The organism is Pedobacter anseongensis, from assembly GCF_037482965.1.
Lineage (GTDB): Bacteria > Bacteroidota > Bacteroidia > Sphingobacteriales > Sphingobacteriaceae > Pedobacter > Pedobacter anseongensis.
The window spans coordinates 23,074-48,740 of record NZ_JBBHKB010000006.1; the positions used below are offsets into that span (position 1 = coordinate 23,074).

The window sequence follows — 25,667 nt, forward strand, 5'->3', positions numbered from 1 at the left end:
GTTTCATGCAGTACCCAATTATCGATACACATGTTCATACCTGGAATTTACAAAAAGTTGAATATTCTTGGTTAAATGAGAATAAAACGATTCTCAACAGAACTTACCTTCTTGATGAATTAACACCCGAAATTCAATCTGCAGGTGTTTCCAGAGGGGTTTTAGTGCAGGCTGCCAATAATCTTGAAGATACTAATTACATGCTCGAGCAAGCTGTTAAATATGATTGGGTTGACGGAGTTGTAGCTTGGCTACCACTTACAGACCCGGTTGCAACTGCCCGAATACTAGAAAATGACTTTGCTGCAAACCCATACATAAAGGGTATAAGGCATCTTATTCATAATGAAGCTAATGATGCATGGCTTTTACAGGAAACTGTTTTAGAAAGCTTATCACAACTGGCAATACTAGGAATCCCCTATGATTTAGTGGGTATCAGTCTCAATCATATAGAAACTGCTTTAAAAGTAGCAGAAAAAATACCAGACCTAAACATGGTTTTTGATCATCTTAATCAACCTCCTATAGCTCAAAAAGAAAAATTTGGACGATGGGGTCAATTAATGCAGGAGGCTGCCTGTCACAAAAAATTTTATGCTAAAATTTCCGGGTTAGGAACATCTTCGGGAAACTTTACAGATTGGACGAATGATGACTTGAAACCATACGTCAATTTTGCTTTGGAGAATTTTGGTATTGACCATTGTTTTTGTGGTGGAGATTGGCCGGTGGCTTTATTGGCCGGATCTTATGTTAAAACATGGCAAGCTTATCAGGATATTCTTGGTAGCTTACTTAATGAAGCTGATCAAAAACAAGTTTTAAGTACTAATGCTAGTTTGTTTTATAATTTAAAAGCTTAAAAATGAGTGTTCTTACAGGAATTATTTTGCATGCAATTGGCGCTGGTTCTGCTTCTCTTTGTTATACGCCGCAAAAAAAAACAAAGCAATGGAGCTGGCAAACTTACTGGCTTGCACAAGCTGTTGTTTGTTGGCTTGTACTTCCTTTGCTTGTTGCCTGGATAACAATTCCAAAACTTACAACAGTATTGCAGGAAGCTCCACGCAGTGCAATGTTAAGTTCATTTGTTCTAGGGGCGGCTTACGGAATTGGGGGGACTGCTTTTGGTATTGCTATCAGATATATCGGTTTTTCTCTAACCTATGCTTTTTCTATTGGTATATCTTGTGTATTAGGTACGTTATTGCCCCCAATAATTCACGGACAGTTTATGAACGTTTTTAATAAAATTGGAGGTATTTATATTCTTGCAGGAGTTGCTGTTGGCATAATTGGTATTATACTCTGCGGAATTAGCGGCAGAATGAAGGAAAAAGATCTGAGCGAGATTGAAAAAACAACGGCTGTTTTTGATATGAAAAGAGGTTTGCCGTTATGTATTCTTGCAGGAATCCTTTCTGCTTTTTTCGGCTTGTCATTAGACCAGGGAGCACCCATTGCAGAGATTGCAAATAAATACGGGGCCGGGGTTTACAGTGGAAACGTTATTTACATCTTTTCTAATACGGGAGCTTTTTTTAGTACCCTAATATATTGTTTATACCTTCATAAGAAGCATCAAACGTTTAAAGAATTTGTTAATCTATCCGGCAGTACCACTTCCTTTGCTTTGCCGGTAAATTATATTCTTGCTATAATTACAGGCACACTCTGGTACTGTCAGTTTTTCTTTTATGGTTTAGGACATGTACGTTTGGGAGCTTACCAATTTACCAGCTGGGCAATTCATATGATCATTTTAGTGTTATTTAGTTCAGTAGTAGGTCTGATCATGAAGGAATGGGTTTTTGCAAAACCAAAAACCATACGAATTTTAACTGCGGCATTACTCGTACTATTATTTGCTGTTATCATACTCACATACGGTAATTATTTAGGTTCCTAATTTTCGTTTTAAAAGATTTTTTACATGAACAATCAAACTACAGCTATTTCAATTATTATTATTGGTGCCGGTGCGGTTGTACAGACGGGACATTTGCCCGCATATCATCTAGCAGGCTTTACTGTAAGAGGGATTTTTGATTTGGATATAGAGAAAGCCTTTAAAGTTGCAAAGCAATTTAATATTTCGAAAGTGTATGCATCAATAGAAGAAATAATTTTCGAAAGTGATGATAATGTAATCTTTGATATAGCAATACCTGCGTCTGGTATAATTCCTGTTTTAGAACAACTTCCACCAAATGCTGCGATTTTATTACAAAAACCAATGGGTGAAGATCTGACACAGGCAGTAGCAATTGCTGAAATATGCAGAAAGAAAAAGTTTATAGCAGGTGTTAATTTTCAGTTGCGTTATGCACCGTTTATTTTGAAAGCTAAAGAATTAATTGAAGCGGGTAAAATAGGGGATTTATATGATATAGAAATTAATATAAACGTTTCAACACCATGGCACTTGTGGGATTTTTTATATGGCTTACCCAGAATGGAAATTCTATATCATAGCATTCATTATATTGATTTGGTTCGTTCTTTTTTAGGTGATCCTAAAACTGTATTCGCAAAGACGATTAAACATCCAAAAATGCCTGAACTAACATCTGTACGGTCAGTGATTTGTATGGATTACGGTGATTACTTAAGAGCAAATATTTTAACTAATCATTGCCATCAATATGGTGTAAAACATCAACAATCTTATATAAAAATTGAAGGAACTAATGGTGCAATTTATATTAAAATGGGACTTCTATTAGACTATCCTAATGGAGTGCTGGATATATTTGAATATATAACCACTAATAATGAACAGTCCGCAATCTGGCAAAGTATAGATATTAAAGGTTCTTGGTTTCCAGAAGCATTTATCGGTTCAATGAGTGAAATCATTCATGCAGTACAAGATAAAAAATATGTACCTGACAATAATATAGAAGACTGCTTAAATACAATGGTTTGTACAGAAGCAGCCTATATTGCTAATTTACAGAGTGGCATTGCAATAGAAGGTTTGATAAGGTAGCATAGACTATTCAATCATCCATAAATACCTGGTAAAAAGTTTAAAAAAATAATATCAAATTAGATTTAACTGACTATTTATAAATAAAAAATTTTAAAATGAAAAATCCGAACGCAAACCCCGCCTTACACAAAGATATTCCTGTTTGGAATGCGGAAGACTGGTTTTATGAAGATATAGTAATTGGCAAACGTTTACGCTCTATTCGACGGACCATTACAGAAGGTGAAAGTATGCAGTTCAACACACTTGTTTTAGATATGCACCCTTACGTTGCAGATGAAATTTTCGCAAAAGAAGAGGGGATATTTGGCAAACGTTTGATTGCTGGTGCTTTTGTATTTAGCGCAGGTTTAGGGCTTGTTGCTACTAATTGTGTAAACGCATTTAGTTATGGATATGATAAGTTGCGTTTTATTAAACCAGTTTTTATTGGAGATACAATATATACCATAAAAACTGATCTTGAAAAACAACCTAAATATAAAGATATGGGACTTTATAGAGCAAGCTATGAAATTTTTAAGAATGATGGGGAGTTGGTACTGTATTGTGAACATATACAAACTGTTAAATATAAAAGTATAGAAAGTTTTTCATCTAGTAATGAGTAATTCCAAATTCTATCAAGTTTAAATATTTTAGACGTTATTTCGTCTTTTGTAGACTACTTTAAATTAATCAGATATGCTAAACAAGAAATATTGTTTTATAGTTGATCTTAAGGATGATGTAAATTTGATTGCCATGTATGAAAATTATCACAGACCTGGTGTAATTTGGCCGGAGATAGTAGAAGGTATCAAGCAATGTGGTATTCTCGAAATGGATATTTACAGAGTAGGAGACAGGCTGGTAATGATATTAGAAACCATTCCCGATTTCGATTTGAAAAGAGATTTTGCGAAAATGACTACTTTGCCACGTCAAAAAGAATGGGCTACTATAATGCATAAATTTCAAAAAAAAATCCCTTTTGCTAAACCAGATGAACATTGGGTCTTAATGACTCGGATATTTAACTTAAACAATCAGATCTTATAACATAAGATTTTGCATCTTTATTTAATTTTTCCAACCGCACAGAAATCTAACCTCTTGCTCAATAACTAATAATGGCCACTAATGCTTAAAACAATTTCTATTTCAGATCTTTTAAATCAGTCTAACGATCAATTGGATTTTGATGTAAGCAGGTTCGAAGAAATGGATGAACCGCAAAACGTGTCATTTCCGCATAAACATGATTTTTATGAAGTACTATGGATTACACATGGGAAAAGTAAACATGCTATAGATTATAAAGATTATGAAATAGAACCTGATACATTATTTTTTATTTCACCTGGTCAGTTGCATTTATTTGAAGAATGGAAAGGAATTAAAGGATATTGCGTTATGTTCTCTGAAGATTTCTTTCTTCAACTTTTTCAAGATAAAAAAATTCTTTTTGAACTCTGTTATCTTGACAACTTATATATAAATCCATACCTAAAGTTAAATGAAGCAAATTCGTCTATACTGCAACCAATTGTTAATCTATTGATAAAAGAAAAATCACCTGATATTATACAAGCACTTTTATTTGTACTATTAAAAAAAATTCAAAAATTCTTTTCGGAAACAAACATTGATCGAAATACACAACATCAAATTGTTGTTTTTAAGGAATTTAGAAATTTAGTAGAACAAAATTTCTTTAAAAAATTAACCTTAACTGAATATGCTAACATGTTAAATGTTACAGCTCATTATTTAAATAGTAACGTAAAGACGATATGCAATAAGACTGCTAGCGACATTATTAAGGAAAGAATAATTTTAGAAGCCAAACAGTTACTACAATTTTCAGATGATACAATATCTCAAATAACCGATAAATTAAGTTTTAAAGACAGTAGTTATTTTTCGAGGTATTTTAAGAAACACACCAAGACTTCACCCTTAGAATTTAGAAGGAAAAACTTGCGATAATTATTATCACACAATAATTAACACTTATTCTTGTTGAATGGATTCTAGTTCTACTTAGGATTTTTAAGTGGAAACTAGTAAAATTAAGTGCCGAAAACCCTCACATTTGTCCTAACAACCTCATACTACTTCATGTTAAGTTTACATTGTGTTTTAAACAATGTAAATGATGGCTACAGGAAATTCCATAAAAAAGTTTTTAGAACAACAAAGAAACCATTGGAAAGATTGGAATATCCCCTATGCCGATGGTGAAGCCTTATATAAGTTAGTTACTGAAAACTATTTTACATCTATTTTAGAAATTGGTACTTCAACTGGGCATTCCACTATTTGGTTGGCTTATGCTATGCAACAAACTGGCGGAAAAGTTACAACTATTGAAAACGATGAAACTCGTTATAAAAAGGCTATTAAAAACTTTGAATTAGCAGAGGTTTCTCATTTAATAGATGCTAAGCTTGGCGAGGCTTTGCATGTTATTCCAACTTTAGATCAAGACTTCGATTTTGTTTTTTCTGATGCTACTCTAACGTTACAACCAAAGGAAAGCTACTTGCTTTTTTTTAAGGCAGCATCACCAAAGCTACTTGTTGGGGGCTTTTATACAATGCATAATGTAACTGATGGATATGGAGATAACGGAAGCTTTTTTAAGTATTTGGATGAATTAGGAAATTATGAAACATCTATAATTAAAGCAACTTCAGCAGGGATTTCTGTGAGCAAAAAATTAAGGTAATATGTTAGAGATATCTGAAAGTACAATTGTAAAAGCTTCAGTTGATAAAGTATTTGAAAAATTACTAAATCCAGAAGAGCAACTAAAATGGAACACCTTGTATTTAGAAGTTCATACTGAACCAAAAGGTACCATAAAAAACGGTACAGTAATGACAGGAAAATTTAAAGGTTCTGGGAAGGCAAAAGTTTATTTTGAAAATATTATACCCAACCAAGAGTTTACCCATTATTCAAAATTAAAGATGTTTAATATTATATATTTAGGAGAGTTTCGGCACAACTATAAACTTGAAAATTCTGATGGTAAAACTAAAATTACCCAAACAGTTTTTTTTAATCCCAAAGGAATTGGAAAGCTTCTTCAAATCCCTATTGCAAAAAGCTTTAAGGATCGCATACCCGTAAGTTTTGAAGAGTTTAAAAATTATATAGACTTAGAAGAATAATAGTATGAGCAAAAAAGTAATTGTTTTTGGAGCAACAGGTTTAATGGGACGACAAATTGTAAAAGAAAATATAAAAGTGGGAAATAATGTAACTGTATATATTCGGCAGCCAAGTTATGAAATAGAAAATGTTAATGTAGTTACTGGAGAGCTAACAGACGAATTGAAAATTAAAAAAGTTATTGAAGGTTTTGAAGTCATTGTTTCTAGTGTCGGAAACCGTAACTATTCTGACCCAACAAAAATTGTTAGCCCTTTAACACGCATACTATCTAAATCAATCAAAGATAGCCAACGATTGATTGTGGTATTCGGTGCTGGATTAATGCTTTTAACCGAAAATACGTTGATGAAAGAAAGTGACAACGATAATGAAAAGTTAAAAAATCAAAGAGCTGATCATTGGGAGGCATTTTGCAATTTATTTCCACTTGACATAAATTTTTTAATGATCTGCCCTACGTGGGTAGTTCCTGGAGATTCTGATGGAAATTATTTATATCGCGATACTTATTTTCCTTTATCAGATAAAATTCAGGTTTCAGCTGGAAACGTTGGTTTTTTTATCGCAAAAGAAATTACTGAGAAAAAATTTAATAAAACACGAATTGGTTTAGTTAACGCATAATTATATGAGGTCAAAGCATTTTATCACTATTATTTTTTTGTTCATAGAGTTTGTCTCATGTAATAAATCATATAAACAAATGGAGGAACCTATGAAAAATGAGAAAGTAAACTTCAAAAGTGAAAATCAGAATATAAAAGGGATTTTATGTGCTAAAACTAATGCCCATAAAAAACCTGCTGTCGTTATTTTAGGTCCAATATGTTCAGTTAAAGAACAATCTCCTATTCAGTACGCTACTAAGTTGGCCGAAAAGGGTTTCGTCGCTTTATGTTTTGACGCCAGAGGTTATGGACAAAGCGATGGTGAGCCAAGGCAGTTTGAAAGCTTGAAGAAGAAAGAACAGGATGTCAAAGCTGCTATAGATTACCTTACTGGAAGAAAGGATGTTGACACTAATAAGATCTTTTTATTGGGAATTTGTAATGGCACAAATGAAATGATGCAAGTCAGTATTGATGATAGTAGAGTTAAATCACTTGCATTAATTTCAGGTAATTACCTCATAAAAGAGAATATGGTGCAACTGTTAGGTAATGACACAATTTTTAACAATCATTTAAGAAGAGCCAAATTAGCTAAAGATAAATTCGAGAATACCGGCGAAGTAGAGTATATCAATATTGTAAATAAAACTGGAACTGAACAGTTACTGCCACCAATAGCAATTTACGACTGGTATTATCCTTGGGAAAATAAGGCTCCGTATTTTAGCTATCGTGGTGGATGGCAAAATAAGGTAGCTGCAATGAGTGAATTGGAAACATTAAATTTTAATGCTTTAGAAGTCGCAGAAAAAGTAACCAAACCTACGTTAGTTGTACATGGAGAATTAAGCGATGGAGGTTATTTATATGCGAAGAAGATTTTTAATTCAATTTCAACGACTAATAAAAAATCAGTATGGATTGATAAAACTGTCCACTTTCAGTTTTATGACGATCAGATAATAATAGGCAGGTCAGTAAATGAAATCGCAAAGTGGTTTAATAAGAATGAAGTGCAATAATGCAAAATTCCATTATCGCTCATTAATTAGTGTAATTTAAAATTGGCGCATATTTAGGAACCTTAACATTGCAATATTATTAATCATCAATACATAATTCCTATAATTAAAAAAAATTAAAGGTCTCAAATTTTTGTCTTTTGAACTAAGACCCTTATAATTTTTTTACGTTTTGAAAGATGTACTTAGAAATCATAAAGTAATTATACATTAAATATGAAAAAGGCTGTAACTGCGCATAAAAATTTGCTCGGTTCAAAGCCGATGAGTTGCTCTACCATTACATTTTTATGCAACTGGAAGCTTTGGAACCCTCTAAATCCAGAAACAAAGTAAACAGAACTTTAAAATGGACTGGAGAAGTAATTCACTTGATCGAGATAGCTTATGGTATCTATCTAAACTGCCAGGTAGAAAAAGGAAAGATTGGTATTGTTGAGTTTTTTGAAGTATTAGGTGAGTTCTTTGGGATAAATCTTGGCGTACCTAAAAAGGGTTTTGATGATATGAAAAAAAGAAAACGTTTAAGTAAGACCCACTTTACCGAGCAGATGCAGAAAGCAATCTTGCAGAAAATGGATGACGAAGATAATTGGAAGCGGAAAAGATAAGTAGAAGAAAATCCGTTTTGACATTAGTAAGCAGTTTTAAACACTATTTATCCCATATGGGATAAGAAGGATTTTAGACTGCCAACCTTTGCTTTCGTCAACCTGCCACAATGAAGTGTCAGGTTTAAACAAAGCAATATGTTACAACAATTCACCTGGCAGGATTTTCTGATTGCCGCACTCATTTTTACACTCGTCTGGTACGTGGTCATTATCCTGCTTTATTATCGCAGTGAGTTTTTCAAATTTCTTTCCGGCAGGAACAATACTCAGCCACCTGAAAAGCTCCGGCGGGAATGGGAAGAAGAGTTTGAAGATGATGAACAGGATAATCTGATCGGTAGACAGGCATTACCCGAAGGACTTAGTGAAATAAGCATGAGCAATTTCGGATTTGCACAAAAAGGAGGAATTACAGATGAAAAAGACAACAAAGAGATTCAGTTAGGATTAGTACCTGATGTATTGGAGGAGTTAAAAAGCATTTTTAGTATCCTGAAAAAAGAGAACGGAGGTAAAGAAGATTTCATTTCCCTGTTTGCCCTGATCAGTTCCAAATATCCAAACATCAGAAATACTGGAGATTCCGATGAAGTTGACCACCCTATTCCGATTTAAACTGACCAGTCATTCCGTTAGAAACTGACCAGTGTATTCCGCTGGAAAGTGACCAGGTAAGGACGTTGAAAGATGCTGTAAGATCAAGCCTATTTTTGAGGGATTAACATCTCAGAAATGGCCAATACGACAATCAGCATGAATAAGATAAGACAAATCCTCAGGATGTCCCATCAGGGGCGCAGCATCATGTCCATTACGGTACAGAGCGGTTGTTCCCGTAATACGGTAAGGAAATACATTTCTGCCTTCAATCAGGGAGGCTTTAGCTTTGATGAGGTAAACGCCCTTAATGACAAGGAACTGGAAGATCTTTTTGGAAAAAGCAGGGAGCAGCCCCCCAGTTCCCGTATGCAAGCCCTTCAACGATGTTTCCCTGCCATGGACAAAGAACTCAAGCGTACAGGGGTAAACCGGCAGATGTTATGGGAGGCTTACCTGAAAGAATTCCCCCAAGGCTACCGTTACAGCCAGTTCTGCCTCTATTATAAGCAATGGAAGTTTCGTGTAAACCCGGTAATGCATATGGACCATAAGGCGGGCGATATGCTGTATGTTGATTTTGCCGGCCAGAAGCTGAGTTATGTAAATGAGGAAACCGGCGAAGTGATCCCAGTAGAGGTATTCGTCGCTATCCTTGGCGCCAGCCAGCTCACTTATGTAGAAGCGGTGGCAACCCAGCAGAAAGAGGACTTTATCATGGCCTGTGACCATGCCTTCCATTATATCGGAGGGGTGCCGGGAGCTATTGTGCCGGACAACCTGAAAGCGGCAGTGACCAAGAGCAGCCGTTATGAACCTCTGTTGAACGAGGCCTTTTCAGATTTTGCCGACCATTATGGCACCACAATATTGCCTGCCAGGGCCTATAAACCCCGCGATAAGGCTTTGGTAGAAGGAGCCGTCAAGATCATCTATTCCCGTGTCTATGCTCCTTTGAGGAAGATGGTTTTCCACTCCATCGAATCCTTGAATGCCGCAATAAAGATAAGCCTGGAAGAACATAACAACCAATTATTGAAAGGTCGTAACTACAGCCGGCGTCTACAGTTTGAAGAGATAGAACGGGGAGCCCTTTCTGCCCTCCCTCTGATTCCCTACGAACTCAAAAAACAATGTTACGCTACGGTAATGAAGAACGGCCACGTCTGCCTGGGCATAGACAAACATTATTATAGTGTGCCATACCGCTTTATCGGGAAGAAGATAAAGCTGTTATATTCCAGATCCACAGTAGAGGCTTTCTTCCATTACGAGCGTATAGCGATACATAAACGTATCAAAAGCCCGTACAACTATAGCACCGACAAGGACCACATGGCCACCTCGCACAGGTTTGTGGCAGAATGGACACCGGAGAAGTTTCTGGGCTGGGCCTCCTCCATCCATGAGGATGTAAGGCTATATATCCTAAAAATACTGGAACGTAAACAACATCCCGAACAAGCTTACAAATCCTGTATAGGGATACTCAGCTTTTCCAGAAAAGTAGGGAACGAGCGGCTTCAGATGGCCTGCAGAAGGGCGTTGGGCTATGGAATATACAACTATAAGACCATACAATCTATCCTGGAAAACAAGATGGACAGTTACCAGGATAATCTTTTTGCGGATGAACTGCCTATGCCCAGCCATGAAAATATTAGGGGAGAAGATTATTATCAATAAACAAATAATATATGAACACCAACACTTTAGAAAAAATGAGGTCGATGAAATTCTTCGGCATGTTCCACGCTTTCAAAAGCAGCCTGGAGAGCGGGCAGACTGATGGTTATACTGGCGATGAGTTATTGGCCCACCTATTGGAAGCCGAATGGGATTACCGGCAGAACAGACGTATAGAACGACAGTTGTTGTATGCCCGTTTCCGCTATAAAGCAACCATAGAGGAGATAAAGCACTATATAGAACGAAATATCGACAGGAACCAGTTGATGCGCCTTGCCGAATGTAGCTTCATTGACCGCAATGAAAACCTGCTGATTACCGGAAGCACCGGTATCGGAAAGAGCTATGTAGCCTCAGCTATTGGCCACCAGGCCTGCTTTTCAGGCTATAGAGTACTTTATGCCAGCACTCCTAAATTATTCGCTAAATTGAAGATGGCCAAGGCTGACGGATCCTATAGTAAGGAAATCCTTAAAATAGAAAGGCAACAGTTACTGATACTCGATGACTTTGGTATCCAGCCCTTTGATGCCCAAAACCGGGCCGCACTGATGGAAATCATTGAGGACAGGCATGGTAAATCCTCTATGATCATCACTTCCCAACTTCCTGTGGGCAAATGGCATGAACTTATCGGGGAGAAAACCATTGCTGATGCAATCCTGGATCGTATCGTTCATGATGCGCATAGAATGGAGCTACAGGGGGAATCGATGAGAAAAAAAAGGAATCAGGAACCACCAAAAAATCACTCATAAATCTTTAAAATAATTATTACTTTTATCAAAGATCATAAGGCATGTTTCAACCCCTTTTGCCAGCTTAAGCACTGGTCAGTTTGCCACGGAATTACATGGTCATTTTCATCGGAATATACACATGCTAGCGGATCATCTCCAATAGTTGCTGAAAGCATCAAATCATCCATAAAAGAGTTCGAGTTTTGTAGTTTTTGGGCTACGGATTTAATTATCAAAATGTAAAAAAGGCTGCAAACGATATGTTTGGAGCCTTTTTTGTTTTTACAAACGGGTCAAATAGTGCGTAAAATCCCAATCCAACAGTGAGTCTTTCAGTGAGTCGCACTTTTGAGAGATTTAGGACTCACTATTAGAGGGTTAATCATCTGATTATCAACTAGTACTCACTAGGTACATCTTGACGTTTTTAGGCTGCATTGCTAGTTTTGTTTCACTTTAAAAGACTAGAATTATGAGTCAGAATTATTCTCTTCATTTCTATTTGAAGAAGCCCAAAAATTATCAAAATGGGCCAAAGTTTATCTACATGCGCATTAGCGCAGGAGATCTAATAGCAAAAGATGCTTCCATTGGAAGAAGTATCGATCCGGAAAACTGGAATTCAGCAGCCAACCGAGCAAAGGGGGTAAATGAAATTTCCAAGACCCTTAACAGCTATATAGAAGGTATTGAGCGGAATGTCGAACAGATACATACCTACCTCATCCGAAATCAGATTGATGTTACACCAGAAGCCATGATGAACAAATACCTGAAAAAAGGTGATGTTCGGCATAATCTGATGGAAGTTTTTGCCGAGCACAACCGCAAGATGGAAGCTTCTATCGGGCTTGGTTTCAAGGCAAATACCCTAAAAGGCTATAAATCTTCGGTCAACCATTTGAATGATTATTTGCAAAAAGATTTCAGGGCAAAGGATATCGACATCTGCAAGATCGACCATGCCTTTATCACGGGTTATGAATTTTTCTTGCGTACGGATAAAAAAATCAGCGATATCTCCACAGCGAAATACATGAAGCACTTTCGCAAGATCATCAATCTTTGCCTTGCCCATCGCTGGATCGAGTTCAATCCTTTTGTTTTCTATAAGAACAAGGCTAGACCGAAGGAAAAGGAATTTCTGACCAAGCATGAACTTCAGACCATCTATAAAAAGAAACTGGAAATGCCACGTCTGGAATTGGTGAGGGATATTTTTGTTTTTAGCTGTTATACTGGCCTTTCTTATGCGGATGTCAAAAAACTCCAGCGAAGCGAAATCGGGATTGGCGATGATGGCGAGCTTTGGATCTTTACCTCTAGGGAGAAAAACGATAATTCATCGAATATCCCCTTGCTCGATATTCCTAAAAAACTGATGGATAAATATAAAAATAGATTGGAATGCAAGCATGATGGTTTGGTGATGCCTATTCTAAGCAACCAGAAAATGAATGCCTACCTAAAGGAAATCGCAGATATCTGTAAAATCAAAAAGGTGCTCACCTTTCATATCGCAAGGCACACCTTTGCAACCACAGTTACCCTATCCAATAATGTACCCATAGAAACGGTTTCCAAAATGCTTGGACATAAGGATATCCGAACCACGCAGCATTATGCAAAGGTGCTCGATGAAAAAATCGGCAGGGATATGCGGGAACTGAACAACAAGCTCAGAAAATTCAGGTAATACCTCAAAAATAAATTTATGATGATGCAATAAAGCGAACGCATGAGCGTCTTATAATGGAGAGCGTTAATTTAGATGAGCGGGAATGGTCGAAAAGATCGTTCCCGCTTTCTTTTTTTTAATCTTTTCGTTAACGCCTCCCCATGTGATTGTCAAATGGCCCAAACGCTAATGGCAAATTTTGGAAGAATTAAATCCAAGATTATGACAGCACTGGACCTTATTACCAAAGACGACCTGGAACTTTTCAAAACACAGCTCTTTGCAGAACTGCAAAAACTTCTTCCCAAACAGCAGGCGGAAAAACAGCAGAAACTGCTCCGTAGCAAAGACGTGAGAAAACTGCTAAACATTTCTTCCGGCACCTTGCAAACGCTTCGGATCAATGGTACGCTGCCCTATTCCAAGATCGGCAGCATTCCCTATTACAAGCTTGATGACATTAACAAGATTTTATCAGCCAATCAGTCGAAAAAAAGATGAGCGATATCGTTTTACATGTGCAACGATTTTTACAGGTTTCCAGTAAAAAAGAAAAGTTAACCGCATGGCACATCAGCTTTTATTTGGCTGTCTGTTTTGCAAGCCTTTCGGGCAATCTTGTAATTGGTTTTCGCAGCAGCAGGTCGCGGATCATGGCCCATGCGCACATCCGCGGAAGAACTGCCTACCACCGCTATCTTAAGGATTTGATCGCCCTTGGCCTGATCAGGTATGAGCCGTCATATCACCCCACCAAAGCAAGCCTTTTTAAACTGGCCCCAATTGATTAATAGCAAACAACGAGCGGATTCGGGCAAGCGCGGGCTCGCAGCAAGATGGATTTTCGTATACGAAAATATCTTGCTCCGATAGCTCGGAGGGTTTTGCTTCGGAACTCGCAAAACCTGAAAACAGTATTAATGGATAGCACAATATGCCCAGAAAACCAGTAGCAGAGAGAGAAGAGATCTTGGTCCATCCGATCATTTTAAGGGTGAACGATGCTACCTATAAGCGGCTGGAAAAACTGCTTGCTGAAAGCAGTTGCAAATCCATCGGCGAAGTGGCAAGGAAGATCCTGACGGGTGGTAGGATCAACTGTTTTTATAGGGATGTTTCTTTGAACGGACCCATGGAGGAACTGGCACTAATCAGAAAGGAACTAAAGAGCATAGGGATCAACATCAACCAGCAGACCCGCTATTTCAATGCGGTGAAATCGCCGGCCGAGAAGCAATTCCATTCGGATAGGACGGTGGAACTTTTGTTGAAGGCAGATGCCAAAATGGAAAGGCTGTTTGCCCTGATTTCTAAACTAGCGGAAAAATGGTTGCAAAAATCGTAGAAGGGAAATCGATCAGGGGGATCCTGCATTATAATGAGGACAAGGTAGAAAAGGGAGAGGCGAAAGTGCTGATGGCAAGCGGTTTTGCCACGGACATCGAGCGGCTCAATTACCAGCAAAGGCTCTACAGGTTTGAGACCCTGCACCTGTTGAGCCCAAGGATCAACTGCAATGCGATGCACATTACTTTAAATTTTCATCCCGATGATCAGCTCGATATGGGAAAGATGCAGCAGATCACTTCAGCTTACCTGGAAAAGATCGGTTTTGGCGAGCAGCCCTATATTGCCTACCAGCACCTGGATGCTGCCCATCCGCATATCCATATCGCAACGACCAGGATCCAAAGGGACGGCAAGCCGATTTTTACCAACAAGATCGGATGGCGGCTTTCCGAGCCGGCAAGGAAAGAGCTCGAGGAGAAGTTTGGACTGGTCAAAGCGCAGGGAAGGAAACTGAATAATGAGCCTTATCTGAAAGTAGCCGAATATGGGACGGCACCAACCAAAAAACAGCTGGGAAATATCACGGGGGCTGTGATGCGGGACTATGCATACACTTCTTTTGCGGAATACAAGGCGGTGCTCGCGCAGTTCAACGTGCACGTAGATCGTGGATTTGAAGACTCGGTCATGTTCGAGAAAAAGGGACTGGTCTATTCTATTGCAGGTTCTGACGGAAATCCGGTCGGTGTTTCTTTCAAGGCGAGCGCTTTTTACAATGGTGCCACAATGAAAAATCTGGAGAAAAGGTTTGATAGGAATGCCGAAAAACGCAAAGCCTTTAAGCAGAGCCTCAAAGAAAGGATTGACGTTGTTGTGGATCGCTACAGTTTGGTGAAGAAAGAAACCTTGTTGCGGGAGCTGGCAAAAGAGCAGGTGGCCTTAGTGCTGAGAAGAAATGAGGCTGGCCTAATTTACGGACTGACCTTTGTCGACCATATGCATAGAACAGTTTTCAACGGGAGTGATATCAGTAAAGCCTATGCTGCAAAGGCGATTACAGGAATGTTTTCAGATAGGGATGTGCCGAAGGTTTATTTAAGGAAAGAAGTGCAGAGCAATTATTTGGAAAAGTATGTGGGGCTGGGCGGAAAGCCGGACAAAGAAGAAGAGGGCTTGTTGGATGGGCTGCTTGAAAAGGCAGACTATGATGACCCGACGGTCATCGGCAAGAAAAGGAAGAATAGACCTGGGGAGGAACAATCACAAAATTTTAGCTTATGAATACTGGAGAGGATGTGCAGGGACTGCGCAAGATCATTGATTTTACAAGGTTGCTCAGCATTTTTATTCTGGCGATCCATTTTTACATCGCCTGTTACCAGGTTTTTGCTACATGGGAATGGACGGCAGGGATAACTGACAGGATCGTTGGGAACATTGCTAGGACCGGTTTGTTTGAAGGACTGTTTAGGGCAAAGCTGGCGGCTTTGCTTTTACTGGTGGTTTCTTTGGTCGGGGTGAAGGGCAAGAAGGACGAGAAGATTCTGCTGAAGCCGATTTTAATTTATCTTTTGTTTGGCGCTGGTCTGTACTTTGCAAGCACGCTTTGCTTTTTTCTGCCCAGCCTTCTGCCCAGCTCCAAAACTATTATTGCCATTGCTTATATCGGATTAACGTCTGTTGGATATTTATTGATCCTGACAGGCGGCGGGCAATTGTCTAGGCTTCTAAAGGATAAATTCGGTACCGATATCTTCAATGAGGAGAACGAGACCTTTCCGCAGGAGGAAAGATTGCTAGAGAACGAGTTTTCCATTAACCTACCCGCAAAATATCGGTTGGGCAAACTGCTCCGTGACAGCTGGATCAATATCATCAACCCTTTTCGTGGATTGCTTGTGGCAGGAACACCGGGTGCGGGTAAGAGTTATTTTGTTATCCGCCATATTATCGACCAGCATATCCGCAAGGGCTTTTCGATGTTCATCTATGATTTCAAGTTCGATGACCTTTCCAAAATTGCTTTTAACAAACTGCTTAAATATGCTGGAAATTATAAGATAAAACCGAAGTTCTTTGTGATCAATTTTGATGACCTGAACCGCACGCACAGGTGCAACCCTTTGGATCCGCAGGCAATGGAGGACATTACCGATGCGACCGAGGCATCCAGAACTATTATGTTGGGGCTGAACCGCGACTGGATCAAAAAGCAGGGGGACTTCTTTGTGGAATCCCCGATCAATTTTTTAACGGCCTGTATCTGGTATTTGAGAAAGTACGAAGATGGCAGGTATTGTACTTTGCCGCATGTGATCGAGCTGATGCAGTCGGACTATGATCCGCTTTTTGCAGTGCTAAAGACCCAAGAAGAGATTAAGGTTTTGATCAATCCCTTTGTTTCGGCGTACCTGAATAATGCGATGGCTCAGCTTGAGGGGCAGATCGCATCAGCCAAGATCGGACTGGCAAGATTATCTTCGCCACAGTTATATTATGTGTTGAGCGGGAACGATTTTACATTGGATGTGAATAATCCTTTGGAGCCAAAGATTGTCTGCGTGGGGAATAATCCGCAGAAATTGCAGGTATATGGGGCGGTGCTTTCGCTCTACATTTCTAGGATGATCAAGCTGGTAAACCAGAAGGAAAAACTGAAATCCTCTTTGGTGTTCGATGAGTTTCCGACAATCTATTTCAATAATATGGATTCCTTGATTGCTACGGCAAGAAGCAATAAGGTTTCAACCTGCCTTGCGGTTCAGGATTTCTCGCAGCTGACCAAGGACTATGGCTCGGAACAGGCGGACGTGATCACTGGGATCGTGGGCAACGTGATCTCTGGGCAGGTGACAGGGGATACGGCAAAACAGCTCTCGGAGAATTTTGGCAAGATTTCACAAAGAAAGGATTCGATGAGCATCAATTCTTCGGATACCTCGATCACTCGTGCGACGCAAATGGACTATGCCATACCAGCAAGCAAAATTGCAACCTTGTCTTCAGGTGAATTTGTGGGCGTGGTGGCGGATAATCCCGAGCAGAAAATCAAGCTGAAGATGTTCCATGCTGAAATCCAGAATGACCATGAGGCGATTGCTATTGAGGAAAAGGGTTATAAAGATATTCCGATGGTTAAAAAGGTGACCGCTGAAATGGTGGAAGAAAATTATAAACAGATCAAGCGGGAGATTTTTGAGCTGTTAAAAACCGAATGTGCCAAACAGGAGGTGAAGGCTGAAGTGAAAGAAACCAGGAAAAGGACGAATTCTAGACCGAAGAAAGCGAAGGGTGAGGAGCAGGCGCAGTCGTTTTAGTTTTTTCGTTCTTTTCTTTTTAATTGAGAATACCTAGCTTAACGAATTCATTATTTATTCCGATTATGTTCGATCCCTACCAAGCCTGTCCATGCCAAAGTGGTAAAAAGGCAAAATTTTGCTGCTTGTCAGGAGGGCTGTGGAATAAAAAGCCAAGTATTCTAGCACCTTTAAATAGTATAACGGGTTACTCACATAGTAAATGTTATGCTAAACATACCAATGATTGTTCTTCGAAGATTTCTGGCGAACATTATATTTCCGAATTCATCTTAAATAATCTTGGTGATGCGAATGCCGTAAATATTGGCGGCCTGGCGTGGCGGCCACAGGGCGAAATTACACAGGTTGCTAAAAAAGCTTTTGTCGCGAATGTCCTATGCGAGCGCCATAATGCGTTATTGTCTCCTTTTGATAACGAAATGGGAAAATTTCACAGGACAATTAACGAGTATGATAAAGGTTTTCAGATTGAAATGCCCAATAATGAATTCAATATTTTCTGTGGAGAAGATCTGGAAAAATGGCTGTTAAAGACAGCTTGTACATTTATATCTTCAAATCAAATCGTTGCAGGCGACACCAAAGTGAATTGCCAGCTTCTCGAAATCTATACAGATATCTTGTTCAAAGATAAACCATTTCCTGAGGGTTGGGGGATGTATGTTGATGCGGAAAGTAATATAATACAGCATTACAACTACATCAGTTTCAGTTTTACCGTGCGAGGAGATATGCTAAAGTTTATGAAAATAATCATTAATAGTCTTACATTTTACCTTGTGCTTGATAAGCCTCAAAGTATAAAAAAAGGCATGATATACCGACCCCGTGGAATTGAAATTAAGAAGGATAATATTAAAAAAATTATAGAGATATGTTGGCAAGACAAGAGTTATGCTCAAGGCGTTTTTCTTAATCATCAAAAGCTCGTATCGCGATCTCCAGAAGAATGGCAGAATATCATTTATAAGGACAAATCTAAATGATGGCTGCCTATCAATTTGTTTATACCGCTGCTGCACATCGTGGCCTGCAAAACCTTCGGTTCTTGCTTCTTGCTTATATGGCAGGCATAGATAAGGGCTTTGCTTTTTCTGATCTCGGCTCTTCCGTTCCGGAACGCCTGATGTTGATATGGGCAACCAGAAAAAATTATTTTAGCTTTATGAATTAGTATAACGATTATGACTAGTGAAGAAAACAAAGAATTAGACTGGAAGGAATACGAAGATATCACAAGGTTCATATATGGAAACCTTGGTCATAAAGATGGTGTCAGGATCAAGGGGTATGGCAAGAATTGCAAGGTGATGGGAAAGTCAGGCATTGAGCACCAAGTTGATGTGCTCACTGAGCAGTCCGATGAAAATGGATCCCATTTGACTGCCATCGAATGCAAGTTTCTGAAGAAGAAAGTGGACAAGGATATTGTCATGAAGCTGCAGTCTATCATGGCCGATGCGGACATCGAAAGTGGTATAATCGTTTGCAGGTCCAGGTATATACAAAAGGAACAAAAACCCACGCTGAACATGTGGGAATAAGGCTAGTCGAGCTTTGGGAAGCTGACGATGCGGAAGTAAAGCGGGGTCAGGCCATCAACTTCGGAATGTTGGACGTTCGCATGAACATTACCTGCACGCGTCCAATTATTACCGAGATAGATCTTGGTTTTGAGAAGATTACCGAGGAAAAGCAGATTATGGCCATGCCTTATGTTTCCCTGAGCTCATCAGATGGAAGAGAAGTCAAGTTTTCCAAATGTATTGGATCATTCTCGGACGCATTGCACAACGAGGATATTTTTGATAGACCTGTCTCAAGAACTTTCAGGCCCAATGAAAAGCTGATCTGGAACCGCAGGGGGGAGCTAAAGGAAATCAGCGAAATCATAATTACCGGGTATCTAAAGAAAACAGAATCAACAGAAATGAAATACTTTAATCTAGTAGACCATGTGTGGCTGGTGATGGAGGAAATCTTTGAAAAAAGAAGGATGACCCTTTCCAAAAGCGGGATGATGTACAACCTGCCTTATGATGACGGTAAAAAATAACCGGCGAGATCTATTGTAATTTTAAAATTCTTTTTGAATTAGTTGGTGCTAATTTCTATAACAAAATTCTATCCTTGACCATGTTTTTTTCGAAACTTACTAGCGCCACTTTTGGATATTTCATGAAATTAAGCTTTTTGATGTTCATGCCAGCGGCATAAGCCTCAAGACCTTCTTGGAACAGAACTTTTAAGGTTTGGTCATTGATGTCTGCTGAGTGCAGCGATTCAAGTAGGGTGATTTCTTTCTGGTCATCGGGGATGAGCTCTATTCTTACGGTGGTGGGAGAGACAAACTGGTAGTGGTACTTCATGGAGGGTTTTAGATTGACTGAATATAAAACATTTTTGGGGATTTATTTTGCTTGGAAGATTATTGTTCGGTTGGGTACATTGTTTATTTTTGCGCTACGATAAAAAAGATGAAAATAACCCGAGCTACCGCTAATGAAGTCAAGGCGCTGAACAGATTGGTGAATTCCGCCTATCGTGGCGAAGAATCCAAAAACGGTTGGACGACCGAGGCAGAAATCCTCGATGGCATCCGGATCGATGAACAGGCCTTAGAGAAAATGTTTCAGCGTCCAATAGTAACGATCTTGAAAAGCTCTGATTCTGAAGGTAAGATTTTGGGTACCGTATGTTTGGAAATAAAATCGCAAGACCTTTATCTTGGTATGTTTGCAGTGTCGCCGACTTCCCAGGGCGGTGGTATCGGCAAGTCACTTTTAAGTGCATCAGAAAGATTTGCACTTGAAAATAATTGCTCTCGGATTGTCATTTCTGTAATCAGTACCCGGATTGAACTCATCGACTGGTACGAGCGCCATGGCTATCTCCCTACCGGAGGCGCTATTGCGTTTGAAGAGATCGAAGGTCGGTTTGGCGATCCAAAAGTGCCGGACATCAGCCTCATCGAAATGGAAAAGGTACTTGAAATATAAGTCGATAGCAGGAAATTAATACCTTTACTTATTTCATTTGCCCTGCATGACTTGCTCGAAGTGCTCTCAGCTTTGGGCTGATAAAGTTCTGGCAGAACGGCTTTTCTGGATTTTTCCTATAGTAGTCTAGGTACTGCTCATCATTAAGCTTAAAGGCTTTGAAGGGAATGATCTTGGTGATAATTGGACGGTTAAATTCTTTTTGAAGGCTTTTGAAAGCCTCCATTGCTTGTTTTTTCTGTACGGCATTTACGTAGTAAACAGCAGACCGGTATTTACCCCGCATAGAATGTTCTGACGTGCAGCTATGGGTGTACAGATGCACTTCGATGAGTGTTTCAAGGCTGATGACTTTTGGATCAAAGGTCACAAATACCGCTTCCGAATAAGTGTCGTTAGGTGCTTGGGATTGAATCCATCCCTGGTCGACCTTTGCTATGCCGATTAGCGATTGGAATATTGCCTCGGTGCACCAATGGCAGCTGCCGCCAAATCCGATGGTGTGCTTTGGCATTAACTGGCAATTGAAAGTTCAAGCGCTGGCACGTCTTCGTAGGTGAATGGTGTGGCCGGTTCTAGTGAAGCCAAAAATTCCTTGGCTACCGTGCAGGCATCCATGTATTCCGAAGGGTACATGGTAGCTGCGATTTCCATGATGCGTTCTTCAGAAAGGTCACCCATCATCCATTCCCATGCAAGATCATCGTTAAGGATGGTCGGCATGCGCTTTTTGGTATTGTGGACCTGTTCCATCAAATGGTTTGCAGTTGTGGTGATCAGCGTTGCCATTTCTACATGCTCTCCGGTTTCTTTGTCCGTCCAGGGCTGCCAGATGCCTGCGATATAGAAATAGGGCGCGTCCTTAACGGTAATGTGGTAGGGGAATTTTTCCGTTGCTTTTAAGGGAAGGCCAGTTTTCTTGTTCTTTTTTGGGATGTGCTGCCATTCATAGATTCCAGAGACGATGAAAAGGCATCTTCTTGCTTTGGCCGAATCGGCGAACATGGATTTTTTGCCCCTCTCGCTGATGAAAAGGTTTTCTGCCTTGGCGTTGAGCGTGGTGTAGCCGGTGACCCATTTGCCGTTTTCGTCCTTATAGCCGTTACGGAATTTTTCCACAGCATCACGGTTTTTAAGGTAGGGCATGACCATTCCCCATTCCATTTCAACGATGTCAAAATTGTCCCTGGTCTCATTTGGTTTCAGTACCGCAACCTGTTTATAGGCGAATCCGTTGCGGACTTCCTGCTTGTTCAGGAATTCATATTTCATCACTTCTTTTTCAAGTTCCTTTAGCCTGATGAACTCTGCCTTGGTAACCTTCTGTCCGTAGTAATAGCACATATCATTATTGTTTTTTCTTAGCTCTAAAATAATGGGCAATTAACGGGCCAATTTCCTTGGCCTCTGAAGCCCTATTTGGAGGAACCGATGTCCAGAACTTGACCCCTTCCTTGCTTTCGCCAACGGTGAGTACAAGCGTCTTTAATCCGTCTGGAAACTTGACATGAAAGATGCGCTGAGAGCCGAGCTTGGATTCGGTGACCTCGAGCGTCTTTTCCTTGAGGTCGATCTGGAAATGTTCAGCGGTGGTGATTGCCATGTTTAAATTTAGGAAAATTGCTCATGACCACCAAATTTGTGACTGGATGGAAATGTCTTTTTATATTATGACGTTTGGACCGATCATGCCGCGCACTACCTCATTTTAAATTGGTTGACTTGACCTTTTCGAATAAAGTTTACTATGAGGAGCAGCGAGAATTAGGCGAAGTAGACTTTATTTTTTGCTCTTCAGGTAACGTATGTTCAGTGTATTTCCATCGGGCATCTTTACGTCTCCCGTATAAATGATCATATAATTGGCGTCCTGGAAAAAGTGCGTCTTGAAAGGGGCCAACCAGCCAGTAAATGAAACCTCGTTGGTTTTCCCGTTATAGTTCCATGTACCCCCATGCGCATCCTTTGTAAAAGTATATGTCCCGTTATCCTTCAAGATAAGGTCGCCGAAAAGACCCTTAAAAGAGGTCGATCCAACACCATAATCTACCTGGCTAGATCTGCTCTTGCTCGGATTTGCTGACATTTTCGGCGTAACCGTCAACCATGATGTCATCATAGACGAAGAATATACCCCTGGTTTGGGTGCTGTCGGATGAGAGCGCTGGCCTTGAGCGGTGATCGAGAATAAAAGTAGAATTAACGAGCAGGTACTAAGTTTGATTGGAGCCATATTTTAAAATTGAGATGTTAGGAGTGAGAAGTCAGTGGCAACGGATCTTTACGATATTTTTTATGCAGCTAAAATCCATTTTTTCTGGGTATGATGAGACGGCATTATTGTGTGAGCTGATAGTGCAGGGAATCTATTTTTTGGATTTTCCATCCTTCCTTAAGATCCATCTGCCAACCGTCTCCGCTGATTTTATTTCCAGTAGTTGCCGGTTCGGTGCCGTTCATTGGAAGGTGGACCACCTGCCAGTCTTTCATGAGCATGCTGCCTTTTGCAACGGTCAAAGTTCCCCAGGAATCCTTTATTTGCGCTGTTGGATAAACCGTACCTAGGTTGCCAAGATCAAAAAGATTGTTGGGATTGAACTGTATTTCCATTTTGACCAGTTTGATGGTAAGCACCGGATTTTGTGTGTAGATATTAATATACGTTTTTTCGATAAGCGATCGCTGTCTATCCTTTTCAGTCTCAGCCTGTTCTATCGATTGCCCATTATATCGTGCCTTGGCCATAAATAATTTGCTAGCTGACATGTTTATTGGCAGCTTAAAATGGTAGGTCTTTTTGATCAGGGCTGGAAAGGTTGTGGTACTGCTTAACTGGTTTGTCCACTGCGGATCTTTCCCATAGAGAAGATACCCATATACTGGGCCTGTCAGGTAGGCAGACGACCGGATTAGTGATTTTAAGTTGCTTGCACTATCAATCTGGTCGAGCAAGTGCTGGCGGATGTGCCTGGGGTTTCTACCCAGCATCAGTCCGGTAAATTCGGCAAGACCTTCACTTATCTCTAGGATGCTCTCATTCGCAAACGTCGCAGGGAAGAGAATTGCCCGCCTTTGCCGAAACGCAAGGGCATTTTCAAGATCTTTCACCCTCATGGGTACGGACTTTAAAAGTGCTGCCCTTAGTGCTTGCAGTTCCAAGAGAAAGTATATCCGGCCCTGAAGGTTGGCAAGGTGGTCTGCAGTTGGGCTTTTGTCGAAGAAACCCAGGCCCTGCTGAACCCTATGGAACGATTCATGGATCATAAGGCTCACTCTTTCGTCCCGCTGCTGCGGCAGGGGTAACAGCATTACCGACCATTTTTTCCCTTCCCAGTTGATGGCTGTGTTCGCTATCATTACTTCCTTCGGTAGTATGCCAGAAAATATCCCTCCGGCGGGTTTCAGTATGCCCAGGTCATCTTGCACGTTCGCATAGACAACCCTTGACTTGGGTTCCACAAGTAGTGTTGGGCCATAAATTTCTGCCTTCCATAGCTTTTGGCCCTTGCTTGCAAGCTCGGCTTCTTTAAAGTAGGAAGCGGCCAATTTGATATTTGGTAAATCCTGGGCGAGACAGTTGTTGACAGTCAAGACAGATATTAGTGCAAATAGGTATTTCATGTTGCTTAATTTTGCTTGCAATAATTGGGAATAATGTGGTGTGGTCAGGAAAATAAGGTTAGGCCACAACGTACTTTTGGTTTATTTGCGACCGAGATTTATATTAACCAGGATCAACTCTGATTGTTAATTTTTAGACTTTAGGAAAATGCGGACCTGTATGGTGTCATCGACGAGCCTTTTCTCTAACCAATTTGCCTTTTTACCTATACCCCAGGCCTCCCGGCTGAGGGCCAGATCGGCAACAAAACCATCTGCAGTTTTTTTATAAGGAATGCTGATGGGCAACGTGCGATCCATGATGGTCATGTTGCCGCGGATCTTTTTGTCGGTTGAGCCGGTCACCGAAAATTTTGCCAGTGGATATCTATTGGTCTCGAATTCTTCTTTAAGATGTGTGGTCAGGGCATTTCTGGGAACGGTTTCGTGGACCGGAATGTCTGTTACCTCAAGGCTGTTCATGTCGATCTCGATCACTCCGCCACTTATTTTGCCGTCCTTTAGAAGCAGGTGTCCAGATTTGAAGTTCAATGTGCCTTCATGGGAGCCGCTGCCGCGCATCTTTGTTCCTTTCCACAATACCCATGACGTTGCGGTATTGATTTCCATTTTTGTGGTGCTGCTGATTGCCAGCCAAGCTACCGATAGGATTAAAACTAATCTATTCATAATCATTTACATTAAGTCCAAGTATGATATCACGTTCGGCGACTAGAATGTCACCTGCTTTTTTGAGTTCGACGATACCCTCGCCCCCGTGGTTGGATCTAGGTTGAAGATCTAGCTTATAGAGCAATGGATCGTGCTTAAAATGCCATTCTTCAAGGTAATAATATCTTCCGCCGGGTTCTAGCAGAGTACCATGAATATGGGCCGGCTCACTGCGCGTTGGATATGTGCCCGGTTTTAAAGTGTAAAAACTGTAGTTCCCGTACTTATCGGTTTTGATCCATCCTCGAAGTGAGCCATGCCTTGTTTCCCAGCCCGACGCATCAGGTTTATGGCGGTACAGGCCTTTTTGGTCTGTATGGTAAATATACAGGATAACATCGGCAGCTGGGGTTTTTCCATCGGGCATATAGATATGCCCTGTAACTTTGAGCCTCGGACCAGTTGATGAAAAATCGGGTAAGGTATCCACCGGCTTGAGCTTTTTATTGCCGTATTCAAAAACGGCTTCACAGCCCTCACACGGAGCACCCTTGAGCTGGTAATTCTGTTTGGTCGACTGTTGCCCGTTTGAACAGCTGGCTATGCATGTGCATAAAATTATTATGTATCCCGAAAATCGTTTCATGCCGCAAACATAGGTGCTGGGGGCAA

At 40.2% G+C, this 25,667-nt stretch carries 32 protein-coding genes and 1 pseudogene; 25 read left to right on the forward strand and 8 right to left on the reverse strand.

The features are described from left to right. Positions 1 to 5: 5 nt before the first annotated feature. The 24 genes and pseudogenes from WG904_RS19155 (at position 6) to WG904_RS19270 (ending at position 19,780) form a co-directional block, all read left to right on the forward strand. The gene (locus tag WG904_RS19155; RefSeq protein WP_339580965.1) at positions 6 to 866 is read left to right on the forward strand and encodes an amidohydrolase family protein; all 861 of its coding nucleotides are present in this window, start codon (positions 6 to 8) and stop codon (positions 864 to 866) included. 2 nt (positions 867 to 868) lie between these two features. Next, positions 869 to 1,912, forward strand: coding sequence for an L-rhamnose/proton symporter RhaT (locus WG904_RS19160; RefSeq protein ID WP_339580966.1), 1,044 nt, complete (start codon positions 869 to 871; stop codon positions 1,910 to 1,912). A gap of 24 nt (positions 1,913 to 1,936) precedes the next feature. Further along, positions 1,937 to 2,995, forward strand: coding sequence for a Gfo/Idh/MocA family protein (locus WG904_RS19165; protein ID WP_339580967.1), 1,059 nt, complete (start codon positions 1,937 to 1,939; stop codon positions 2,993 to 2,995). A 98-nt stretch (positions 2,996 to 3,093) separates the two neighbouring features. Beyond that, positions 3,094 to 3,609, forward strand: coding sequence for a MaoC family dehydratase (locus WG904_RS19170; protein WP_339580968.1), 516 nt, complete (start codon positions 3,094 to 3,096; stop codon positions 3,607 to 3,609). Positions 3,610 to 3,682: 73 nt separating this feature from the next. Next, a complete protein-coding gene (locus WG904_RS19175; protein ID WP_339580969.1) occupies positions 3,683 to 4,039 on the forward strand; it encodes an L-rhamnose mutarotase in 357 nt (118 codons plus the stop codon). Positions 4,040 to 4,120: 81 nt separating this feature from the next. Then, entirely contained in the window at positions 4,121 to 4,969 is an 849-nt protein-coding gene (locus WG904_RS19180) for a helix-turn-helix domain-containing protein (protein WP_339580970.1), read from the forward strand. A gap of 166 nt (positions 4,970 to 5,135) precedes the next feature. Continuing rightward, the gene (locus tag WG904_RS19185; protein ID WP_339580971.1) at positions 5,136 to 5,711 is read left to right on the forward strand and encodes an O-methyltransferase; all 576 of its coding nucleotides are present in this window, start codon (positions 5,136 to 5,138) and stop codon (positions 5,709 to 5,711) included. Between the two features lies 1 nt (position 5,712). Next, positions 5,713 to 6,159: an SRPBCC family protein gene (locus WG904_RS19190; RefSeq protein WP_339580972.1), complete on the forward strand. Its 447-nt coding sequence runs from the start codon at positions 5,713 to 5,715 to the stop codon at positions 6,157 to 6,159. Between the two features lie 4 nt (positions 6,160 to 6,163). After that, the gene (locus tag WG904_RS19195) at positions 6,164 to 6,787 is read left to right on the forward strand and encodes an NAD(P)-dependent oxidoreductase (protein ID WP_339580973.1); all 624 of its coding nucleotides are present in this window, start codon (positions 6,164 to 6,166) and stop codon (positions 6,785 to 6,787) included. 91 nt (positions 6,788 to 6,878) lie between these two features. Next, positions 6,879 to 7,796 carry an alpha/beta hydrolase gene (locus WG904_RS19200; RefSeq protein WP_339580974.1) on the forward strand — a complete coding sequence of 306 codons (918 nt, stop codon included), beginning with the start codon at positions 6,879 to 6,881 and terminating at the stop codon, positions 7,794 to 7,796. A gap of 254 nt (positions 7,797 to 8,050) precedes the next feature. Then, positions 8,051 to 8,407: pseudogene (locus WG904_RS19205) on the forward strand (RteC domain-containing protein); the annotation flags it as partial. A 138-nt stretch (positions 8,408 to 8,545) separates the two neighbouring features. Continuing rightward, positions 8,546 to 9,025, forward strand: coding sequence for a hypothetical protein (locus tag WG904_RS19210; protein ID WP_339580975.1), 480 nt, complete (start codon positions 8,546 to 8,548; stop codon positions 9,023 to 9,025). 117 nt (positions 9,026 to 9,142) lie between these two features. Further along, positions 9,143 to 10,693, forward strand: a complete 1,551-nt coding sequence (istA, locus tag WG904_RS19215; protein WP_339580976.1) for an IS21 family transposase — start codon at positions 9,143 to 9,145, stop codon at positions 10,691 to 10,693. Positions 10,694 to 10,704: 11 nt separating this feature from the next. Beyond that, positions 10,705 to 11,454, forward strand: coding sequence for an IS21-like element helper ATPase IstB (istB, locus tag WG904_RS19220; RefSeq protein WP_339580977.1), 750 nt, complete (start codon positions 10,705 to 10,707; stop codon positions 11,452 to 11,454). 454 nt (positions 11,455 to 11,908) lie between these two features. Further along, positions 11,909 to 13,132, forward strand: coding sequence for a site-specific integrase (locus WG904_RS19225; RefSeq protein WP_339580978.1), 1,224 nt, complete (start codon positions 11,909 to 11,911; stop codon positions 13,130 to 13,132). A 204-nt stretch (positions 13,133 to 13,336) separates the two neighbouring features. Beyond that, positions 13,337 to 13,615, forward strand: a complete 279-nt coding sequence (locus WG904_RS19230) for a helix-turn-helix domain-containing protein (protein ID WP_339580979.1) — start codon at positions 13,337 to 13,339, stop codon at positions 13,613 to 13,615. After that, complete coding sequence (locus WG904_RS19235; protein ID WP_339580980.1) at positions 13,612 to 13,905, forward strand: hypothetical protein; 294 nt, start codon at positions 13,612 to 13,614, stop codon at positions 13,903 to 13,905. The genes WG904_RS19230 and WG904_RS19235 overlap by 4 nt, the downstream gene beginning before the upstream one ends. A 143-nt stretch (positions 13,906 to 14,048) precedes the next feature. Then, positions 14,049 to 14,459 (forward strand): mobilization protein, encoded by a 411-nt coding sequence (locus WG904_RS19240; protein ID WP_339580981.1) that lies wholly within the window; start codon positions 14,049 to 14,051, stop codon positions 14,457 to 14,459. Beyond that, a complete protein-coding gene (locus WG904_RS19245; RefSeq protein ID WP_339580982.1) occupies positions 14,441 to 15,685 on the forward strand; it encodes a relaxase/mobilization nuclease domain-containing protein in 1,245 nt (414 codons plus the stop codon). Before WG904_RS19240 ends, WG904_RS19245 begins: the two co-directional genes overlap by 19 nt. Continuing rightward, a complete protein-coding gene (gene mobC, locus WG904_RS19250) occupies positions 15,682 to 17,721 on the forward strand; it encodes a conjugal transfer protein MobC (RefSeq protein WP_339580983.1) in 2,040 nt (679 codons plus the stop codon). The genes WG904_RS19245 and mobC overlap by 4 nt, the downstream gene beginning before the upstream one ends. Before the next feature lie 65 nt (positions 17,722 to 17,786). Further along, a complete protein-coding gene (locus WG904_RS19255; protein WP_339580984.1) occupies positions 17,787 to 18,710 on the forward strand; it encodes a hypothetical protein in 924 nt (307 codons plus the stop codon). Then, positions 18,707 to 18,898 (forward strand): hypothetical protein, encoded by a 192-nt coding sequence (locus WG904_RS19260; RefSeq protein ID WP_339580985.1) that lies wholly within the window; start codon positions 18,707 to 18,709, stop codon positions 18,896 to 18,898. Before WG904_RS19255 ends, WG904_RS19260 begins: the two co-directional genes overlap by 4 nt. 10 nt (positions 18,899 to 18,908) lie before the next feature. Continuing rightward, entirely contained in the window at positions 18,909 to 19,268 is a 360-nt protein-coding gene (locus WG904_RS19265) for a restriction endonuclease (RefSeq protein WP_339580986.1), read from the forward strand. Then, positions 19,259 to 19,780, forward strand: a complete 522-nt coding sequence (locus tag WG904_RS19270; RefSeq protein ID WP_339580987.1) for a hypothetical protein — start codon at positions 19,259 to 19,261, stop codon at positions 19,778 to 19,780. The genes WG904_RS19265 and WG904_RS19270 overlap by 10 nt, the downstream gene beginning before the upstream one ends. Before the next feature lie 55 nt (positions 19,781 to 19,835). Here the strand turns inward: WG904_RS19270 and WG904_RS19275 are convergent, their stop codons facing one another. After that, positions 19,836 to 20,093 (reverse strand): hypothetical protein, encoded by a 258-nt coding sequence (locus WG904_RS19275; RefSeq protein ID WP_339580988.1) that lies wholly within the window; start codon positions 20,091 to 20,093, stop codon positions 19,836 to 19,838. Positions 20,094 to 20,201: 108 nt separating this feature from the next. On the opposite strand from WG904_RS19275, the gene WG904_RS19280 reads away from it, so the two are divergent. After that, entirely contained in the window at positions 20,202 to 20,723 is a 522-nt protein-coding gene (locus WG904_RS19280; RefSeq protein WP_339580989.1) for a GNAT family N-acetyltransferase, read from the forward strand. 28 nt (positions 20,724 to 20,751) lie between these two features. Here the strand turns inward: WG904_RS19280 and WG904_RS19285 are convergent, their stop codons facing one another. The 7 genes from WG904_RS19285 to WG904_RS19315 form a co-directional block, all read right to left on the reverse strand. Beyond that, on the reverse strand, positions 20,752 to 21,237 hold the full coding sequence (locus WG904_RS19285) for a peptide-methionine (S)-S-oxide reductase (protein WP_339580990.1): 486 nt from the start codon (positions 21,235 to 21,237) through the stop codon (positions 20,752 to 20,754). Further along, complete coding sequence (locus tag WG904_RS19290) at positions 21,237 to 22,067, reverse strand: SOS response-associated peptidase (RefSeq protein WP_339580991.1); 831 nt, start codon at positions 22,065 to 22,067, stop codon at positions 21,237 to 21,239. The genes WG904_RS19285 and WG904_RS19290 overlap by 1 nt, the downstream gene beginning before the upstream one ends. A gap of 4 nt (positions 22,068 to 22,071) precedes the next feature. After that, positions 22,072 to 22,326, reverse strand: coding sequence for a hypothetical protein (locus WG904_RS19295; protein WP_339580992.1), 255 nt, complete (start codon positions 22,324 to 22,326; stop codon positions 22,072 to 22,074). A 177-nt stretch (positions 22,327 to 22,503) separates the two neighbouring features. After that, positions 22,504 to 22,956, reverse strand: coding sequence for a hypothetical protein (locus WG904_RS19300; RefSeq protein WP_339580993.1), 453 nt, complete (start codon positions 22,954 to 22,956; stop codon positions 22,504 to 22,506). Positions 22,957 to 23,060: 104 nt separating this feature from the next. Beyond that, complete coding sequence (locus WG904_RS19305) at positions 23,061 to 24,344, reverse strand: hypothetical protein (RefSeq protein WP_339580994.1); 1,284 nt, start codon at positions 24,342 to 24,344, stop codon at positions 23,061 to 23,063. A 126-nt stretch (positions 24,345 to 24,470) separates the two neighbouring features. Further along, positions 24,471 to 25,013: a YceI family protein gene (locus tag WG904_RS19310; RefSeq protein ID WP_339580995.1), complete on the reverse strand. Its 543-nt coding sequence runs from the start codon at positions 25,011 to 25,013 to the stop codon at positions 24,471 to 24,473. Beyond that, positions 25,006 to 25,641: a dioxygenase family protein gene (locus tag WG904_RS19315; protein WP_339580996.1), complete on the reverse strand. Its 636-nt coding sequence runs from the start codon at positions 25,639 to 25,641 to the stop codon at positions 25,006 to 25,008. The genes WG904_RS19310 and WG904_RS19315 overlap by 8 nt, the downstream gene beginning before the upstream one ends. Between the last annotated feature and the right edge of the window lie 26 nt (positions 25,642 to 25,667).